This window comes from Bradyrhizobium sp. 157, from assembly GCF_023073815.1.
GTDB lineage: Bacteria > Pseudomonadota > Alphaproteobacteria > Rhizobiales > Xanthobacteraceae > Bradyrhizobium.
The window spans coordinates 91,847-109,102 of record NZ_JADPKF010000102.1 but is presented as its reverse complement, the minus strand read 5'-3'; the positions used below and the strand labels follow the sequence as shown (position 1 = coordinate 109,102).

The 17,256-nt window shown below is 63.0% G+C and carries 17 protein-coding genes; 8 read left to right on the top strand and 9 right to left on the bottom strand.

Annotated elements, in window-relative coordinates; all coding sequences use genetic code 11:
* Window positions 1-23: 23 nt before the first annotated feature.
* From IVA95_RS32305 to IVA95_RS32285, 5 genes are all read right to left on the bottom strand, one after another.
* Window positions 24-605 (bottom strand): TRAP transporter small permease subunit, encoded by a 582-nt coding sequence (locus IVA95_RS32305; protein ID WP_213252982.1) that lies wholly within the window; start codon window positions 603-605, stop codon window positions 24-26.
* Window positions 606-845: 240 nt separating this feature from the next.
* Entirely contained in the window at window positions 846-2,453 is a 1,608-nt protein-coding gene (locus IVA95_RS32300) for a TRAP transporter large permease subunit (protein ID WP_247514170.1), read from the bottom strand.
* Window positions 2,450-2,989: a TRAP transporter small permease subunit gene (locus tag IVA95_RS32295; protein WP_247514169.1), complete on the bottom strand. Its 540-nt coding sequence runs from the start codon at window positions 2,987-2,989 to the stop codon at window positions 2,450-2,452. The genes IVA95_RS32300 and IVA95_RS32295 overlap by 4 nt, the downstream gene beginning before the upstream one ends.
* Window positions 2,990-3,199: 210 nt before the next feature.
* Entirely contained in the window at window positions 3,200-4,231 is a 1,032-nt protein-coding gene (gene moaA, locus IVA95_RS32290) for a GTP 3',8-cyclase MoaA (protein WP_247514168.1), read from the bottom strand.
* A 264-nt stretch (window positions 4,232-4,495) separates the two neighbouring features.
* Window positions 4,496-5,182, bottom strand: coding sequence for an HAD hydrolase-like protein (locus IVA95_RS32285; RefSeq protein WP_247514167.1), 687 nt, complete (start codon window positions 5,180-5,182; stop codon window positions 4,496-4,498).
* Between the two features lie 163 nt (window positions 5,183-5,345).
* On the opposite strand from IVA95_RS32285, the gene rpiA reads away from it, so the two are divergent.
* From rpiA to IVA95_RS32265, 4 genes are all read left to right on the top strand, one after another.
* Window positions 5,346-6,044, top strand: coding sequence for a ribose-5-phosphate isomerase RpiA (rpiA, locus tag IVA95_RS32280; RefSeq protein WP_247514243.1), 699 nt, complete (start codon window positions 5,346-5,348; stop codon window positions 6,042-6,044).
* A gap of 24 nt (window positions 6,045-6,068) precedes the next feature.
* Entirely contained in the window at window positions 6,069-6,614 is a 546-nt protein-coding gene (locus IVA95_RS32275; RefSeq protein ID WP_213252977.1) for a DUF2059 domain-containing protein, read from the top strand.
* A 95-nt stretch (window positions 6,615-6,709) separates the two neighbouring features.
* The gene (gene gor / locus IVA95_RS32270; protein ID WP_247514166.1) at window positions 6,710-8,095 is read left to right on the top strand and encodes a glutathione-disulfide reductase; all 1,386 of its coding nucleotides are present in this window, start codon (window positions 6,710-6,712) and stop codon (window positions 8,093-8,095) included.
* Between the two features lie 191 nt (window positions 8,096-8,286).
* Window positions 8,287-9,138, top strand: a complete 852-nt coding sequence (locus IVA95_RS32265; RefSeq protein ID WP_213252974.1) for a 3-hydroxybutyryl-CoA dehydrogenase — start codon at window positions 8,287-8,289, stop codon at window positions 9,136-9,138.
* 137 nt (window positions 9,139-9,275) lie between these two features.
* On the opposite strand, the gene IVA95_RS32260 is transcribed toward IVA95_RS32265, so the two are convergent.
* Window positions 9,276-10,352 (bottom strand): flavodoxin family protein, encoded by a 1,077-nt coding sequence (locus IVA95_RS32260; RefSeq protein WP_247514165.1) that lies wholly within the window; start codon window positions 10,350-10,352, stop codon window positions 9,276-9,278.
* A gap of 79 nt (window positions 10,353-10,431) precedes the next feature.
* Window positions 10,432-11,022, bottom strand: coding sequence for a cysteine hydrolase (locus IVA95_RS32255; protein ID WP_247514164.1), 591 nt, complete (start codon window positions 11,020-11,022; stop codon window positions 10,432-10,434).
* 193 nt (window positions 11,023-11,215) lie between these two features.
* Here IVA95_RS32255 and IVA95_RS32250 point away from each other — a divergent pair, with 193 nt between their 5' ends.
* A complete protein-coding gene (locus IVA95_RS32250; protein WP_247514163.1) occupies window positions 11,216-11,428 on the top strand; it encodes a hypothetical protein in 213 nt (70 codons plus the stop codon).
* A 1-nt stretch (window position 11,429) separates the two neighbouring features.
* Here IVA95_RS32250 and IVA95_RS32245 read toward each other — a convergent pair whose 3' ends face one another.
* Window positions 11,430-12,335: an alpha/beta fold hydrolase gene (locus IVA95_RS32245; protein ID WP_247514162.1), complete on the bottom strand. Its 906-nt coding sequence runs from the start codon at window positions 12,333-12,335 to the stop codon at window positions 11,430-11,432.
* Between the two features lie 171 nt (window positions 12,336-12,506).
* Here IVA95_RS32245 and IVA95_RS32240 point away from each other — a divergent pair, with 171 nt between their 5' ends.
* The 3 genes from IVA95_RS32240 to IVA95_RS32230 all read left to right on the top strand — a co-directional run bounded on the left by IVA95_RS32240 (window position 12,507) and on the right by IVA95_RS32230 (window position 16,169).
* The gene (locus IVA95_RS32240) at window positions 12,507-13,895 is read left to right on the top strand and encodes a 3-deoxy-7-phosphoheptulonate synthase class II (protein ID WP_247514161.1); all 1,389 of its coding nucleotides are present in this window, start codon (window positions 12,507-12,509) and stop codon (window positions 13,893-13,895) included.
* Between the two features lies 1 nt (window position 13,896).
* Window positions 13,897-14,250, top strand: a complete 354-nt coding sequence (locus tag IVA95_RS32235; RefSeq protein ID WP_247514160.1) for a diacylglycerol kinase — start codon at window positions 13,897-13,899, stop codon at window positions 14,248-14,250.
* A 170-nt stretch (window positions 14,251-14,420) separates the two neighbouring features.
* Complete coding sequence (locus IVA95_RS32230; protein ID WP_247514159.1) at window positions 14,421-16,169, top strand: NAD+ synthase; 1,749 nt, start codon at window positions 14,421-14,423, stop codon at window positions 16,167-16,169.
* Window positions 16,170-16,179: 10 nt separating this feature from the next.
* Here the strand turns inward: IVA95_RS32230 and IVA95_RS32225 are convergent, their stop codons facing one another.
* Complete coding sequence (locus IVA95_RS32225; protein WP_247514158.1) at window positions 16,180-17,238, bottom strand: DUF2865 domain-containing protein; 1,059 nt, start codon at window positions 17,236-17,238, stop codon at window positions 16,180-16,182.
* Window positions 17,239-17,256 lie beyond the last annotated feature (18 nt).

Here is a 17,256-nt window from a genome sequence, read left to right as displayed (position 1 = left end):
CCCCCTGAGATCGCGCCCGACGATCAGCGTTTTTCGATCGCCTCGACGAGGTGTTCGACCTCGGCTTCGAGAGCATGCATCTGAGATGCGTGTGGATCCGGAATCAGGCCGCGCATCACGGCGATTCGCTTGATCAGTTCGGAAATGCCCTGAGCGAACAGGAACACGAACCCGATGATGATCAGCGATTTGGCCGGCCATTGCGGCAGACCGCCGGCATTGCCGGACTGTTCGTTGATTTCAACCGAGCGCATGAAGAACGGACCGCCAGTGATGATCATCACGATGCAGAGTGGCAGCAGGAAAAATACGTGGCCGATGATGTCGACGATATCCCGCCAGCGCTTGGAAAACAGGTTGTTTACGATATCGATGCGGATGTGCTCGTTGTCGAGCATCGTCCATGGCGAGCACAGCAGAAAGACAACGCCGAACAGCACCCACTGCAACTCCAGCCAGGAATTCGATGAAACGTCGAAAGACTTGCGCACGATCGCGTTGATGGCCGAGATGAGCACGGCTACCAGAATGAGCCACGCCAGGCGTTTGCCGGTCCACCGTGTGAACGCGTCGATTCCCCGGCTCAATTTCAAGAGCGATTGCAACGATGACCCTCCCAGACTGACGCCTCTGCTGTCTTGACCGCGCTGTTGGGCGCAGCCGGCTTATCCTGCCGAGCTAGCATGAAGCCGATGCACCAAACCAGCGCTCGCTGCCGCCGTCAATCGGAAGTTTGTTGATATTGAAGGGGAATATTTCGTCTGCGGAATACCACTGCGCCTTGGCCCGGGAGGCAGGCCGCAGGCACGATTTCATCAACGAGTCATTGTTTGCCGGAGCGACCTCTACTGCTGCTTGAGCGGACCGAAATCCAGCGGCGGCAATTCAATCTGCGGAACCTCGATCTTGATCTTGCTGAGGTCCTCGGCGCTCACCGGCTTGTCCAGCAATGCGGTAACGGTCCAGGGGAAAGCGATCACCAGCACGACCATGATGATCTGCAGGCCGATCCAGGGGATCGCTCCCCAATAGATGTCGGAGCTCTTGACCTCCTTGGGCGCCACGCCGCGCAGGTAAAACAGCGCAAATCCGAACGGCGGATGCAGGAACGACGTCTGCATGTTGACGCACAGCATGACGCCGAACCAGATCAGCGCGGCATCCGCACCGACCACCGGCGCCAGCACCTTTTGCGCAATCGGCGCAACCATCGGCAGGATGATGAAGGCGATCTCGAAGAAGTCGAGGAAGAACGCCAGGAAGAAGATGAACAGGTTGATGAAGATCAGGAAGCCCCAGACCCCGCCGGGTACCGAGGTCAGCATGTGCTCCAGCCAGACGCCGCCGGAGACGCCGAGGAACACCACGGAAAAGCAGGTCGAGCCGATCAGGATGAACACCACCATCGAGGTGAGCCGCATCGTCGACTGATAGCCCTGACGGATCAAGTCGCGCAGGTCGGGAATCCGCACGGCTTCCAGACAAATCCAGATCACGGCGAGATAGGTGATTGCGAAGGCGATCTTGAACAGAAAGCTGCCCGTGTAGAGGATTCCGAGAATCGTTCCGACGCCTGCGGCGATGATGCCTATCAGCAGAACCCTGTTACCGGCTGCGCTGAATTCCTTGTGGTGTATTGCGGCAAGCACGACGGCGCCCACGGCGCCCATCGCGCCGGCTTCGGTCGGTGTCGCCAGGCCCAGCATCATGGTGCCGAGCACGACGAAGATCAGCACCGCCGAGGGGATAATTCCCATCAGGCATTTTCGCCATAGCGGCCAGCCGGTCAGCGTCAACGCCGACCTCGGCACCGGCGGCACGTGGTCCGGCTTGATGATGCCGAGCAGAAAGGTGTAGCCGGCGAACAGCGCGATCTGGAACAGCGACGGTCCCCAGGCACCGAGATACATGTCGCCGACCGACTTGCCGAGCTGGTCGGCCAGTACGATCAGCACCAGCGACGGCGGCACCAGTTGGGTGATGGTGCCCGAGGCCGCCAGCACGCCGGTGATGTAGCGCATGTTGTAGCCATAGCGGATCATTACCGGCATCGAGATCAGTGCCATGGCGATAACCTGGGCCGCCACCGTGCCGGTAATCGCACCGAGAATGAAGCCGACGATGATGACGGAGTACCCTAATCCGCCGCGCACCGGGCCGAACAACTGGCCCATCGAATCCAGCATGTCTTCGGCCAGGCCGCATCGTTCGAGGACCGCGCCCATGAAGGTGAAGAAGGGGATCGCCAGCAGCAATTCGTTTGCCAGCACGCTGCCGAAGATGCGGCCCGGAATCGCCTGCATGAAGCTGAAGTCGAAAAAGCCAAGATGGATCGCGAGAAAGCCGAACGAGAAGCCGACCGCGGCCAGCGTGAACGCGACGGGAAAGCCGATCAGCATCGCCAGAATCAGTCCGCCGAACATCAGCGGCGGCATCATTTCCAGCGTGATCATTGCACCGGTCTTTCGTACCTAGCGTCGATGGTCACGAGATTCTGCAGCGCGGCGATGCGCTTGATCACCTCCGAGACGCCCTGCAGTGCGAGCATCACGAAGCCCGCGGGCACGACGAGCTTGATCGGCCAGCGTAAGAGGCCTCCGGCGTTGCTGGATTCCTCGCCGACGGCATAGGCCTGCAGGAAGAACGGCCAGGACAGCCAGGTCAGCAGCAGGCAGGCCGGGATCAGGAAGCACAGCGTTCCGATCAGGTCGAGCCAGAGCTGGCCGCGTTCAGAGAGCATCAAATAGAAGATTTCGACGCGAACATGTTCGTTGCGCTTGAAGGTATAGGAGGCGCCGAACATCACGAAGATGGCGAACATGTACCACTGCAGTTCGAGCCAGCCGTTGGAGCTATAGCCGAACGCGTAGCGGATCATCGCGTTGCCGGCGCTAACCGTGCATGCTGCGAGGACCAGAAAGTTGCAGAGATTGCCGATCTTTTCGTTAAGCAGATCGATGCCGGCGCTGAGCGCTAATAGCGGCCGCATAATACCTGCCCGGGCGGTGGCCACGACGCCATCGCCGATGTCGCGATCGATTGCATCGATCGTCCTCCCCTTTTACGCTTCCGCCGTCTTTGCCGCTCCGTTTAGGTGCGGTGGCCTGTCCGGCCATGCTGGCGTGAAGCAGCCGCACCATTCCAGCGCGCTGCAATAGCGTCAATCGGAAAATGCGTCGGACGATATGGACCGCGTTAACTAGCCGCCGGTCACGCTCATGTGGCGCGAGACGCTCGGGCGGTTATGCCGGCGGTCGATGATGAAGTCGTGGCCCTTCGGCTTCAGCCCGATGGCGCGATCGATCGCTGCCGAGAGCAGGTCGTCATCGGCGGAGGCCCGCAACGGTTTGCGCAAATCGGAGGCATCCTCGTGGCCGAGGCAGGTGTGCAGCGTGCCGGTGCAGGTGATCCGTACCCGGTTACAGGATTCACAGAAATTATGCGTCATCGGCGTGATGAAGCCGAGCTTGCCGCCGGTCTCAGTGACCCGGACGTAGCGAGCGGGGCCGCCGGTGTTGTCGTCGAGATCGGTTAGCGTGTAATGCTGGGCGAGGCGGGCGCGGAGCAGCGAGAGCGGCACGTATTGGTCGATGCGCCCTTCACCGATGTCGCCCATCGGCATGACTTCGATCAGCGTCAACGCCATGCCCTTGCCGTGCGCCCATTCCATCAGCGAGGGAATCTCTTCCTCGTTCATGTTCTTCAGCGCTACCGCGTTGATCTTGACCGCAAGCCCTGCGTCCCGTGCGGCCTCAATGCCGGCCAGAACCTTGTCGAGATCGCCCCAGCGCGTGATGGCGCGGAACTTTGCGGGATCGAGTGTGTCGAGCGAGACATTGACGCGGCGAACGCCGCAGTCGCGCAGTTCGGCCGCAAAGCGCGCCAGTTGCGAGCCGTTGGTGGTCAGCGTCAGCTCATCGAGCGCGCCGGTTCCAAGATGCCGCGACAGCGAGCGCACCAGCGACATCACGTTGCGCCGGACCAGCGGCTCGCCGCCGGTGAGGCGGATCTTGCGCACGCCCTTGGCGATGAAGGCCGAGCACAGCCGGTCGAGCTCCTCCAGCGTCAGGAGATCCTTCTTCGGCAGGAACGTCATGTCCTCGGACATGCAGTAGAAGCAGCGCAGGTCGCAGCGATCGGTCACCGACACGCGCAGATACCGGATGGTCCGGCCGAAGGGATCGACCATCGGACGTGTCAGCTGATCGGGTGATGACGGGGAGCCGCTCATTCAAACTGCCTCTAAAGGGGGCGCGTGGTGGTTCGCTAGCACAATCTAGGCACCTTGTACGGTGCCTACAATCCGCAACCCGTCGGAGGAGGCTCCCAGGGGGCGGGACCATCGCGTGGCGGACTGTGCCGCGGGGGCAGCCGGCGCCGCGGCGGCCTTGGCTTGCTTCTTCGCCCGCATCGGCTTGCGCAGTTTCGCCAGCGGCGCGGTCGGCTTGAGCCCGCGAACACCGATGGTAAGGTAAACTACAATGAAATCAAGTGATTAATCCCGCAAGACAGCCTTGCTGAGCCCATCCACGGCGGCTGGTAATTCGCGCATATGTCCGATCAGCCGGTCGGGCTTAAGCTGGGCGATCGGAACGTCGGTGTAGCCGAATTCGACCCCGATCACGGGAACACCGGCCCGCCTGGCGACGCCGACGTCAGGTCCCGCGTCGCCCACCATGATGGTCGCGCCAATATCCCCGCCAGCGCGCGCCACCGTCTGCTGCAGGATCACGGGGTCGGGCTTGGAGACTCCGAACGTGTCGGCGCCGCAGATCGCAGCGAATCGTCCGCTCAAGCCCAGTTCATCGAGCAGCCGCTTCGACAGCCATTCCAGCTTGTTGGTGCAAACTGCAAAACGACAGCCCTGCGCCTCGAGATCGTCGAGCGCGGCCTCCAGCCCCTCAAAGGGGCGCGATTCGACGGCGATATGGGCGCCATAATAATCGACAAAGTTCCTGGTAAGCCGGTCGATGTCGCCAGTGCTTATTGGACGGCCTTCCAGCTCCAGCCCCCGTTCGATCAGCTTGCGGGCACCGGCGCCGATCATGTTGCGCGCGGCACGCATCGGTACCGGGGGCAATCCTTCGCGATCGAGCACGAAATTGAGCGCGGCGATCAGGTCGGGTGCGGTGTCGACCAGGGTGCCGTCGAGGTCGAAGACTACAGTGCGGGGAAGGCTCATCCGGAATTCGCTATCCGCCGGCGGGCGTTCGTGCAAGTGCCGCCTCGACACAGCGGACAACCTTATTCGGGCAATTTAGACGGGCCACGGCGCTGTTCCTGCCGACAAAACGACGCTAGACATGCGCCCGCGGATCGGCGGATTCTGGGAGCATTGTCAGCACGTGGATATGAATGAACTTAAGCGGCAAGCGGCGGCATGGGCGCTGGAGCATGTGCAGGCTGGCATGAAGCTCGGGCTCGGCACCGGCTCGACTGCCAAGCATTTCGTCGAACTGCTCGGCGAGAGGGTTGCCGGCGGGATGAAGGTGATCGGCGTGCCGACCTCGGAAGCGACCCGCGCCCAGGCCGAAGCCTGCAAAATTCCGCTGACCACGCTCGATGAAGTCGACCGGCTCGACCTCACCGTCGATGGTGCCGACGAGGTCGATCCCGCCCTCAACCTGATCAAGGGCGGCGGCGGGGCGCTGCTCCGGGAGAAGATCGTGGCGGCGGCGTCGGATCGCATGATCGTGATTGCCGACGATACCAAATGGGTCGATGTTCTCGGCCGTTTTCCCCTACCGGTAGAAGTGGTTCCGTTCGGGCTGGCCGCCACCCAGCGGGCCATGGCGGCCGCATTTGCCCAAAGCGGCGTTTCCGGGCAAATGGGGCTCCGCAAGGGCAAGGACGGCCACGTTTTTGTCACCGATGGCGGCCACTGGATTGTCGATGCCCATCTCGGGCGCATCGCCGATGCGCCGCGTCTGGCGGGCCTGTTGAGCCTGATCCCGGGTGTCGTCGAGCACGGGTTGTTCATTGGCCTGGCCAGCACCGCCGTCCTGGCAGGTGCTCAGGGAATTCGCGTAGTTGAGCGGCGGTAACGCCGGTAATCGAGGAGAATCGGAATGAAGAGGCTTTCACGGATTTTGTCGGCGGCCGGCCTAGCGGTGGGTCTGGCCCTGACCGGCGTTCCGGCCGGCGCACAGCAGAAGAACGCGCCCGCGGCGCCTGGGACCGCGCAACTCAAGCCCGGCTCACCGGCGGCGATTGCCGCCGCCAAGGAAATCCTGGCGATGAAGAACGCGAGCGCAATGTATGCCAACGCCGTTCCCAATCTCGTCGAGCAGACCAAGAACGTGCTGATGCAGAGTAACCTGAACTACCAGAAGGACCTCAACGAGGTCGCCGTGATCGTGGCCAAGAATCTCGCCGGCCGCGAAAAGGAAATCGGCGAGGGCATGGCGCAGGTCTACGCCAACGAGTTCACCGAGCAGGAGCTGAAGGACCTCGTGACCTTCTACAAGTCGCCGCTCGGCCAGAAGCTGCTCGCCAGCGAGCCCCGCGCCATCCAGTTCAGCATGTCCTACATGAACCAGTGGGCGCAGGCCTTTGCCGAAACCATCAACGGCCAGTTCCGCGCCGAGATGAAGAAGCGCGGCAAGGATATTTGAACCATAGCGTTTTCGAGCGAAGTGGCCTTCCGGTTCGCGTGAAGAAGAAAACGCGTCAAAAGAGCTAACCAGAAGCGGCTTCGGGCGGGGTTGAGATGGCTGAGTTCGACGTCGATCTGTTCGTCATCGGCGGTGGTTCGGGCGGCGTTCGCGCCGCCCGCATCGCCGCCGGCCATGGCGCAAAGGTCATGGTTGCCGAAGAATACCGGATGGGCGGCACCTGCGTGATCCGCGGCTGCGTGCCGAAAAAGCTGTTCGTGCTCGGCTCACACGTCCGCCACGAGATCGAGGACGCAAAAGGTTTCGGCTGGACCGTTCCCGAAGTCTCCTTTGATTGGCCCACACTTGTTGCCAACAAGGACAAGGAGATCGCCCGGCTGGAAGGCATCTACGCCGCTAATGTCGAGAAATCAGGCGCGCGCATTGTCAAGACGCGCGCGGTGCTGGAAGACGCCCACACGCTGCGCCTGTTGACCGGCGAAACGATCACCGCAAAATACATCCTGATCGCGACCGGCGGCGCGCCTAACCATGGGCGGGAGATCCCCGGCATCGAGCACGTGATTTCTTCCAACGAGGCGTTTCACCTCACCGAGCTGCCGAAGCGTATCGTGATCCAGGGCGGCGGCTATATCGCGCTGGAATTCGCTGGCATCTTTGCCGGCTTCGGCTCCGATGTGACGGTGGTCTATCGCGGCGACAATATTCTGCGCGGCTTTGACGAGGACGTCCGCAAGCATGTCCGCGCCGAGATGGAGAAGCAGGGCATTACGATCATCACCGGCTGCACCATCGATAAAGTGGACAAGCACGGCAATGAATACACCACACATCTATCCAGCGGCTCGAGCATCGCCTCGGAGAAGGTGATGTTCGCGATCGGCCGCCACCCGAACGTCGCCAATCTCGGGCTCGAGAAGCCCGGCGTCGCCATCAATCCCGTCAATGGCGGCATCGCCGTCGATGAGTGGTCGAAGACGTCCGTGGCCAACATCTATGCGATCGGCGACGTCACCCATCGCCTCAATCTGACGCCGGTCGCGATCCGCGAGGGCCATGCCTTTGCCGACACTGTGTTCGGCAAACGCCCGGTGCAGGTCGATCACTCCACCATTCCGACGGCGGTGTTCTCGCAGCCCGAGGTCGGCACGGTGGGCCTGACCGAAGCGCAGGCGCGCGCGCAAGTGAGCCATGTCGATATCTACAAGGCCGATTTCCGCCCGATCAAGGCGACCATGTCCGGCCGCGACACCCGCGTGCTGATGAAGCTCGTGGTCGACGGCACGACGGACCGCGTGCTCGGCTGTCACATCGTCGGCGACACCGCGGCCGAAATCATCCAGGCGGTCGCCATCGCTGTGAAGATGAAGGCGACCAAAGCCGATTTCGATGCGACGATCGCGCTGCATCCGACGGCGGCCGAGGAATTGGTGACCATGCGGACGCCGACGGCGCGGTATGTGAGGCAGGCGGCGGAGTAGGGCCGTAGGATGGGTGGAACGAAGCGATACCCATCAAACCACGTCCCGATCCGTAGCCCGGATGAGCAGCGAGATCCGGGTCTGTCTCCCCGCATATCGCTGCGCTCATGCGGGCTACGCCATGCACACTACCGATGGCGGCGGCACTCTGATAACGGTGCAGGCAAGCATTCAATAACGGAGTTTTCCTCATGGTTGAGTCAATCGGGATCGTAGGCGCAGGCACGATGGGCAACGGCATTGCGCAGGTGTGTGCCGCTGCCGGGCTTCCTGTCGTCATGACCGACATTTCCGATGCCGCGCTGACGCGGGGCATGTCTGTCGTCTCCAACAGCCTGGAGCGGCTGGTCAACAAGCAGAAGATGACCGACGCCGACCGGCAGGCGGCGCTGGCGCGCATTACGACGACCACGGACACGGCGAAGTTTTCCACCTGCGATCTCGTGATCGAGGCGGCGACCGAGAATGAAGAGCTGAAGGTGAAAATCCTGAAGGACCTTTGCCCAAAACTGCGGCCGCAGGCGCTGCTCGCGACCAACACGTCCTCGATCTCGATTACGAAACTCGCCGCGGCGACCGACCGGCCGGACCGCTTCATTGGCATGCACTTCTTCAATCCGGTGCCGCTGATGGCGCTTTTGGAATTGATCCGGGGCTTGCAAACTTCCGACGATACCCATGCCAAGGCGGAAGCCTTTGCAAAACGGATCGGCAAGGTGTCGATCACGGCGAAGAACAGCCCGGGTTTTGCGGTCAACCGCATCCTCTGCCCGATGATCAACGAGGCGATCTTTGCGCTGCAGGAGGGACTGGCGACGGCGGAAGACCTCGACGCCGGTATGAAGCTCGGCTGCAATCACCCGATCGGCCCGCTGGCGCTCGCCGACATGATCGGTCTCGACACCATGCTGTCGGTAATGGAAGTGTTCTACCAGGGCTTCAATGACCCGAAATACCGCCCCGCGCCGCTCTTGAAGGAAATGGTCGCCGCCGGTCATCTCGGCCGCAAGACCGGGCAGGGGTTTTATAGTTACGGAAAGTGAGGGTAGCGGGAGGCGTGTAGGATGGGGGTCGAGCGCAGCGAAGCCCATCATTTCTTGCGCGGAGAGGTGATGGGTATCGCTTCTGCCTTCGCTCTGGCGAGCTACGGCGGACAAGTCGCTCCACCCTTCCTACATAGCTATTTCGGATTTGGATTGACGAGCCCCTCGGCGGGATTTTTGAGCTTCCCCGCCCGCGCCAACTTCACCGCATTGCCCAGCGCGCGTGCCGCATTGCGCACTTCGTCGTGGAATTCGCGGTCCTCATCCAGCGCCTGATGCGAGGTGGCGTAGGGCTCCATGTAGCCGACATAGCCCTCGGCTTCGGCGGTGCGGCCGGCCGAGATCAGCGCCATGTCGGTCAGCCAGTCCGACAGCGAGCGGCGCATCGTCTCCGCGCCTCCGCTGTCGCCGTGAATCACAAGCCCGAAATGCCGGCCGGCCAGATGGCGCGGATACGGCCAGCCCTTCAATTCGAGCGCCTTGGCCTGGTCAGCGTGCTTGCCGTGGGTGGACGTCGGATCGGGATTGCCGCCGTCGGCGCAAACCAGGCGATCCATCATCGCCTTCAGCGGCGTCGACGCGTGATACCAGTTCACCGGCGCCACGATCAGGATGCCGTGCGCTGCCACCCAGAGCGGATAGATTTCGTTCATCCAGTCGTCGGTCTGGCCGAGCGAATAGTTTGGATAGCAACTGCAGGGCCAGTGACAGAGCGGCATCGCGGTGGCGATGCAGGATTTGCAGGGATGAATCTGCCGGCCATATTCCGACGTTAGCCGCGACAGATCCAGAATGTCGACCGCAAATCCCATTTCGATCAGCACCGGCTCGGCGAGCTTGACCAGCCGCCACGTCTTGGACGTCTCGCCGGGGCAGGTATGCTCGCTGCGCGCCGAGCCGTTGATGATGAGGATGCGCGGCTGCGCGGCGGCGTCGTCGTGGCGCCGCTGCGCTTCGAGAATGGCCTCGCGTGCGGCGAGCCAGTCCACCGCGATTTCGTACTCGGGATCGGCGAAGCCCGCGCCTGCCTTGCGGGTCAGCGGGGCCTTGCGCGAATGGCTATAGGCGTCCCATGCCGCCGCGACGATGGCGTCGAGCTCGCGCTGAAGCGGCTGGAAGACCGGATCGACGAAGCGGCCGCGATAGCGCCTCTCGAATTCCTCGCGCGGCAATTTGACGGGCGGCATTTCCTTGCGAATGTCCGGCGCCGCCATGGATCGATCCTTTCGCGCGATGATTGCTGCCGTCTCAACGTTGTAGCGGGAGCGCCGGTTCCGGGGCCCGCCGGCGCATCTATTCCGGACGCCACATGTCGAATAGTTCCGCGGCGCTGACCAACTCGATCTGCTCGTTGAACCGCGTCCGATACATAGTCATCAGCGCATCATGGCCGGTGTCCGAGGAACTGCACAGCGCATCTTGTACGATGACGACGCGGAAGCCGAGATCGACCGCGCCGAGCACCGTGGCGAGCACGCAGACATCGGTCTCCGCGCCTGACACAACCACCGTGCCGACATGCCGCTCGACGAGCAGATGACCGAGCCGCGATCCGAAGAACGCCGAGTAGGCGGGCTTGTCGACGACCAGGGCCGGCGGTGAATATCGTGATAGCGCCGGCACGATATCGAGCGCACCGGGTGCGAGTTCGCCGCGCGTCGCGCGCTTCCATTTGGTGAAATACGCCTGCCACTGGCCGCGACGATCTTGCGGCCGCTCGGGCGTGATGAAGCGCGTGAATACCGTCCGCTCCGGATATCGCGCGGCAATCTCCGAGATCACCGGCAATACCTTCTCCATCCATGGCGTTTCCCACACGCCGCCCTTTGCGAAGATGTTTTGCATATCGATGCATAGATGCGCGGCGTTGCGAATTCCTTCCATGGGTGGCCTCTCGCCTCATTGAGAAGGCTAATTCGGAAAATGGGAACTGGTTTCAACAGCCGGACGGAGAACGTCCGGCCTTGCCGGAGCACGCGTAAAGTCGCGACCGGGGCGGTGATGCCGAGGGGTGAACGGAACTCCCGTCTTTGTGCCACGTTGCATCGGTGGTTGATGGCACGTGGACGGAGAGGCCATGGCTTACTTTTCCAGAGGACAGGACGCGATCGAGCGGAGCGGCAAGATCCTGGCGGATGTCGTATGCGCCTTGCTCCTGTTGGCCTTTGCAATTGCGTTCTTCGGCTGGCTAGGCGGCGCGGTTGCGTTTCTCATCGTTGAAGGAGGGCTGCTGGCGGTCGAATACGTCTTGCCCGGCGACGACGGCGACGCGGCCGGCGTGGTGAGGTAAGCTACTCCTCCGCCTGAATCCATTCCGCGGCCCCGCGCCACAGTGTGTCGCGATGCTCGGGCCGGAAAAATCCCATATGCCCGATCTTGCTCACGCCGGTATCTGCAGGCCTCACTGTGATGATCTCGGGCGCGGTCGAGGTAAATCCCGAACACAACAATTCGATCGCCGGCCGTGTCGCCCAGGGATCGTCAGACATGCAGAGTGCGCGTAGCGCGCCCTTGTAGTTCGGGAAATTCTGCACGGCTTCGAGCCTGGCATCATCGAACAGATAGCGCGGGCTCATCACCCAGCGGACCCATTGCAGGAATGCATCCTTTGGCAGATCCATGCCGAGGCCGGCTTTGCCGGGCATGTAGCCGAGGGCGCGGGTTAAGGGGACGCCGATGAAATTCAGCAGGACATAGACGCGGTAGCGCTCCGGCGCCGTCATCAGTTTCCAGTAACCGGCTTGCGCGGCGATCAAGAGGGCGCGCGAAATTTCCGAATTGTTCGGCAACAGGCCGAGCGCCTGGCCGCCGAACGAATGCCCGACATAGGCGAAGGGCAGCGCCTTGTAACGCTCGCGCATCCAGGCGACCGCCGCGGTGATATCCTGGGCTGCCCAGTCCGACATCGAGACCTTGAAGCCGACCAGCGATTTCGGCCTGATTGAGCCGGTCAGCGCCTGCTGCCTAGAGTCGCCGGTGCCGCGATAATCGTAGGTCAGAACCGCGCAGCCACGGTGGGCGAGGTAGCCGGCAAAACCCCGGTAGAGCTTGCGGGGAACGGCGGTTGCCGAATTGACCAGGACCGCATGGCGCTTGGCCCCGCGGGGCAGAAACAGCGTCGCGGCAAGGGGGTATCCATCTGTCGCGGGCACCGTAATATCGTCGCTAAATATGTCGTCCAGCCCCGGCTCGGCCACCGTGTTCTCCTGCCAGCTTTGCGAGCGGCCATAGCAAATGCGAATTCGGATTTCGCCGCAAGAGCTTGTCAGGACTACCGGAAATCTAACTGGCGGTCGGCCCGCGGCCTGTGTATAACCCGGCCTTCGTAACCGTCGATAAGTTGCGGTTTTTGCTCAGGAGTTAACGTCATGTCCGAGCGGTGGACGCCCGACAGCTGGCGCACCAGGCCGGTGCTGCAGGTCCCCGATTATCCCGATGCCAAGGCATTGGCCGACGTCGAGGCGCAGCTTGCTACGTTTCCGCCGCTGGTGTTCGCTGGCGAGGCCCGCAACCTGAAGAAGGCGCTGGCCCGCGTGGCGGCCGGCGAGGCCTTCCTGCTGCAGGGCGGCGATTGCGCCGAGAGCTTTGCCGAGCACGGCGCCAACAACATCCGCGACTTCTTCCGCGTGCTGCTGCAGATGGCCGTGGTTCTGACCTATGCCGGCGCGCTGCCGGTGGTGAAGGTCGGCCGCATCGCCGGGCAGTTCGCAAAGCCGCGCTCGTCGAACACCGAAAAAGTCAATGGCGTCGAGCTGCCGAGCTATCGCGGCGACATCATCAACGACATCGCTTTCACGCCGGAGGCGCGTATCCCCGATCCGCAGCGCCAGTTGATGGCGTACCGGCAGTCGGCGGCGACGCTGAACCTGCTCCGCGCGTTTGCGACCGGCGGCTTTGCCAATCTCGGCAGCGTGCACCAGTGGATGCTGGGCTTCCTCAAGGATTCGCCGCAGTCCCGCCGGTACAAGGAACTGGCGGATCGAATTTCCGACGCGCTGAACTTCATGCGCGCCTGCGGGCTCGACCTCGAAAGCCATCCCGAACTGCGCGCCACCGATTTCTACACCAGCCACGAGGCGCTGCTGCTGGGTTACGAGCAGGCCATGACGCGGGTCGATTCCACCACCGGCGACTGGTACGCGACGTCAGGCCATATGATCTGGATCGGCGACCGCACCCGCCAGCTCGACCACGGCCATGTCGAATATTTCCGCGGCATCAAGAACCCGATCGGCCTGAAATGCGGTCCCTCGCTGAAGCCGGATGAGTTGCTCAAGCTGATCGACATCCTCAATCCCGACAACGAGCCGGGACGGCTGACGCTGATCAACCGCTTCGGCTCGGACAAGGTCGGCGATCATCTGGCGCCGCTGATCCGCGCCGTACAGCGGGAAGGGCGGATCGTGGTCTGGTCGTGCGATCCGATGCACGGCAACACCATCACCTCGACATCAGGCTACAAGACCCGTCCGTTCGACCGGGTGCTGTCGGAGGTGAAGTCGTTCTTCGCGATCCACGCCGCCGAAGGCACCCATGCTGGCGGCGTGCATCTGGAGATGACCGGCCAGGACGTCACCGAATGCATCGGCGGCGCGCGCGCCATCACCGACGAGGACCTCAACGACCGCTACCACACGGTCTGCGATCCCCGCCTCAACGCCGAACAATCGATCGATCTGGCTTTCCTGATTGCCGAACTGCTGAAGCAGGAACGCGCGGGTAAAGCCCAGCCGATGCCGGCCGCAGCGGGACTTTAATTTGCTGCGACTCTGGCGGGCCACCATCAACACGCGTAACGGCCTCGCCTTTGCGATCCGTTCGGAGCAGGCCGTCCGCGAGGAACTGATCGCGCTGGTGCTGTCGGTGCCGTTGGCCTGGCTGATCGGCACGACCACCATGCGCCGCGTGGAACTGGTTGCGGCCGTCGCTTTTGTCCTGGTGGTCGAGCTGCTCAACACCGCGATCGAAAAGCTTGCCGACCGCCTGACCACCGATCACGATCCGAAGATCGGCCAGGTTAAGGACATGGGGTCGGCGGCGGTCGGCGTGGCGCTGTTGATGGCCGGCCTGTTCTGGCTGTTCGCCCTCGCCGAACGCATAGGCGCCATTTAGATATGCGGTTCTGATTGGCATCAGAACCGCATATCTAAGTTCTTGTTTTGAGGCGTTTTCTTCACGCGAACGGGTGTCCACCCCGGATCCTGTCCGGGGCAGGCTTTCGCTCCAAAACGCTATCAAGGCAGCAATTGCAGTTTGCTCTTGTGCAAGGCACCATCGCTTCCATGACTGACACTTTTACGATCACGCTGGCGCAGTTGAACCCGACGGTCGGCGACGTGCCAGCTAACGCCGCCAAGGCCCGCGCCGCGCGTGACAAGGCCGCGGCCGATGGCGCCGATCTCGTGCTGCTGCCCGAATTGTTCATCTGCGGCTATCCGCCGGAAGATCTGGTGCTGAAGCCAGCCTTCCAGGCCGCCTGCCGCGCAGCGGTCGAAGAGTTGGCGCGCGAGACTGCGGGCGGTGGTCCGGCTGTTCTGATCGGCACGCCCTGGGTCGAGGACGGCAAGCTTTATAACGCCTGCGCGCTGCTTGATCAGGGCAGCATCGCCGCGTTGCGCTTCAAGGCGAACCTGCCGAATTACGGCGTGTTCGACGAAAAGCGGCTGTTCTCCCGGGGACCGGCTTCCGGGCCGGTGACGGTCAAGGGCATCCGGGTCGGCGTCCCCATCTGCGAGGACATCTGGCTCGAAGAGTCCGAAGAATACGAGAACGTCGTCGAATGCCTCGCCGAGACCGGCGCGGAAATCCTTCTCGTGCCGAACGGTTCGCCCTACGCACGCGACAAGAACGACCTCCGGCTGTCGATTGCCGTTGCCCGCGTCACCGAGAGCGGGCTGCCGCTGGTCTATCTCAACCAGATCGGCGGGCAGGACGAACTGGTGTTCGACGGGGCGTCGTTTGCGCTGAACGCTGATCTGTCGGTGGCGGCGCAACTGCCCGCCTTCGAGGAAAACATCACCACGCTGCGCTGGACCAAGAGCGCCGACGGCTGGCGCTGCTCGGGCCCCATAGTGCCCCTGCTCGAGGGCGACAAGGGCGATTACGCCGCCTGCGTGCTGGGCCTGCGCGACTACGTCCGCAAGAACGGCTTTCCGGGCGTCTTGCTCGGCATCTCCGGCGGCATCGATTCCGCGCTGTGCGCGGCGATTGCGGTGGATGCGCTCGGCGCCGACCAGGTTCGCGGCGTGATGCTGCCGTTCCGCTTCACCGCGCAGGTGTCACTGGACGACGCTGCAAGACTCGCGAAGGCGCTCGGCATCCGCTACGAGGTGCTGCCGATTGCGGATGCCGTGAACGGCTTCGAGAAAATCCTCTCCGGCCCGTTCGCGGGGCTGCCGCGCGATATCACCGAAGAAAATTTGCAGGCGCGCACCCGCGGCACGCTCTTGATGGCGATTTCCAACAAGACTGGCGCGATGGTAGTGACCACAGGCAACAAGTCGGAAATGTCGGTTGGTTACGCCACGATCTATGGCGACATGAATGGCGGCTTCAATCCGATCAAGGACATCTACAAGACCGAAGTGTTCCGGCTATCGAGTCTGCGCAACGAGTGGAAGCCGGATGGCGCGCTCGGGCCGTCAGGCGAGGTGATCTCGGTCAACATCATTACCCGGCCGCCGACGGCGGAGCTGCGCGAGAACCAGACCGACCAGGATTCGCTGCCGCCGTACGAGATGCTGGACGGGATTCTGGAACGTCTGGTCGAGCGCGAGGAGCCGTTGGCCACGATCATCGCGGCCGGTTTCCCGGCTGAAATGGTGACGCGGATCGATCGCCTGCTCAACGTCGCCGAATACAAGCGGCGGCAGGCCGCGCCGGGCGTCAAGGTGACGGAAAAGAACTTTGGCCGCGATCGCCGCTATCCCATCACCAACCGCTTCCGCGACAACGGCAAGGCGCTGCCCGCACCCGACGAAAAACTGGTCGCCCGCGCCGGCCGCGCCTCGGCGGATGCGTTCGAGGGGTAGGGCGCTTTCTCTACTGCTTCGGCGGGATGAAGGTCGGACCGACGGTGCGGATCGGCTTGTCCTTGTCGTTGGTCGTAGCGGTCGCATCAGCCGGAGCCGTCGTCGGTGCAGGCGCGGCGGCGGTGGTGCCTGCGGGCGCGGCGCCCTTCTTGGGCGGCGGCGCGCCTTTCGACTGCCCGCGCTGCTGCATCCGCTTCGCACTTTCCTCGGTGACGATGATGTCGCCCTGCTGTTCGACCGCCGCCTTGTCGTCGACGGATTTCAGCGCTTCGGACCAGGTCTGGCCCGCGGGCTTGCAGGAGCAGGATGCGTTGAACTCGGTGCGGAATTTGAATGCGTTCGGCAGTGAAGAATAAGGCTGGCCGTTGATCGAGACCGCCTGGTTGATGTCTTCGCCGGGATTGCGATAGGCGAACAGGTTCGCCTCAGCCGCCGGGCACAGTGCCTTGCAGGTCCTCTCATCGTCCTGGAAGCGGGCCTGCACGGTCGCGAATGAGACCGGGAAATAGGCGCCGTCGCAGCTGCGGACGCAGACGGTGCGGAAGGTGCCGGATGGCGCGGCGAGATCGGCGCTCGGCGGCGGCAGCGTCTGGTTGTTGCCGAACAGGCTGTCGATGAAGTTGCCTGGGCCGCGCGCGGCCGCGGCATATTGCGGACCGCAATTGTTCTGCGCGAGCGCCACCAGCACCGAGCGGCGCTGGTTTTCGCGGTCCGCGCCGCCAATGCCGCCGCTGCGCAGCCGCTCTAGGCTGGTGGTGATCTGGTCGAGATTGGCGCGCATCTGCTGGATCTGGTTGTTCACCGGGCCGCACTGGGCGGAACGGCCGTTGAACAGCGAGAAGAAGCCCGAGCTTTCGCAGTCCATGCGCCTGGCCTGCAGCGTGATTCGGTCGAGCTCGGCCTGCTGCTTGGCCTGGGCTTCCTGATAGCGGCGGATCTGTTCATCCTTGGCCGGGTCGCCGGTGCCGGCGCCACGGTCGATCGTCGCCAGTTGTCCTTCGAGCCGGATGCAGATTGGATTGGCCTGCGCGCCCTGTTGTGGCGGGGCGTCCTGGTTTATCTGCGCCATGGCGTCTTCGTTCGTCTG

What these genes read in the sequence shown, in the direction of transcription:
- IVA95_RS32275 (WP_213252977.1), top strand. Translation starts at nt 6,069, where the DNA reads ATGAAGAGGCTTTCACGGATTTTGTCGGCGGCCGGCCTAGCGGTGGGT.
- IVA95_RS32285 (WP_247514167.1), bottom strand. Translation starts at nt 5,182, where the DNA reads ATGAGCCTTCCCCGCACTGTAGTCTTCGACCTCGACGGCACCCTGGTC.
- IVA95_RS32300 (WP_247514170.1), bottom strand. Translation starts at nt 2,453, where the DNA reads ATGATCACGCTGGAAATGATGCCGCCGCTGATGTTCGGCGGACTGATT.
- IVA95_RS32260 (WP_247514165.1), bottom strand. Translation starts at nt 10,352, where the DNA reads ATGGCGGCGCCGGACATTCGCAAGGAAATGCCGCCCGTCAAATTGCCG.
- IVA95_RS32240 (WP_247514161.1), top strand. Translation starts at nt 12,507, where the DNA reads ATGTCCGAGCGGTGGACGCCCGACAGCTGGCGCACCAGGCCGGTGCTG.
- IVA95_RS32255 (WP_247514164.1), bottom strand. Translation starts at nt 11,022, where the DNA reads ATGGAAGGAATTCGCAACGCCGCGCATCTATGCATCGATATGCAAAAC.
- moaA (WP_247514168.1), bottom strand. Translation starts at nt 4,231, where the DNA reads ATGAGCGGCTCCCCGTCATCACCCGATCAGCTGACACGTCCGATGGTC.
- gor (WP_247514166.1), top strand. Translation starts at nt 6,710, where the DNA reads ATGGCTGAGTTCGACGTCGATCTGTTCGTCATCGGCGGTGGTTCGGGC.
- IVA95_RS32225 (WP_247514158.1), bottom strand. Translation starts at nt 17,238, where the DNA reads ATGGCGCAGATAAACCAGGACGCCCCGCCACAACAGGGCGCGCAGGCC.
- IVA95_RS32295 (WP_247514169.1), bottom strand. Translation starts at nt 2,989, where the DNA reads ATGCGGCCGCTATTAGCGCTCAGCGCCGGCATCGATCTGCTTAACGAA.
- IVA95_RS32265 (WP_213252974.1), top strand. Translation starts at nt 8,287, where the DNA reads ATGGTTGAGTCAATCGGGATCGTAGGCGCAGGCACGATGGGCAACGGC.
- IVA95_RS32250 (WP_247514163.1), top strand. Translation starts at nt 11,216, where the DNA reads ATGGCTTACTTTTCCAGAGGACAGGACGCGATCGAGCGGAGCGGCAAG.
- IVA95_RS32230 (WP_247514159.1), top strand. Translation starts at nt 14,421, where the DNA reads ATGACTGACACTTTTACGATCACGCTGGCGCAGTTGAACCCGACGGTC.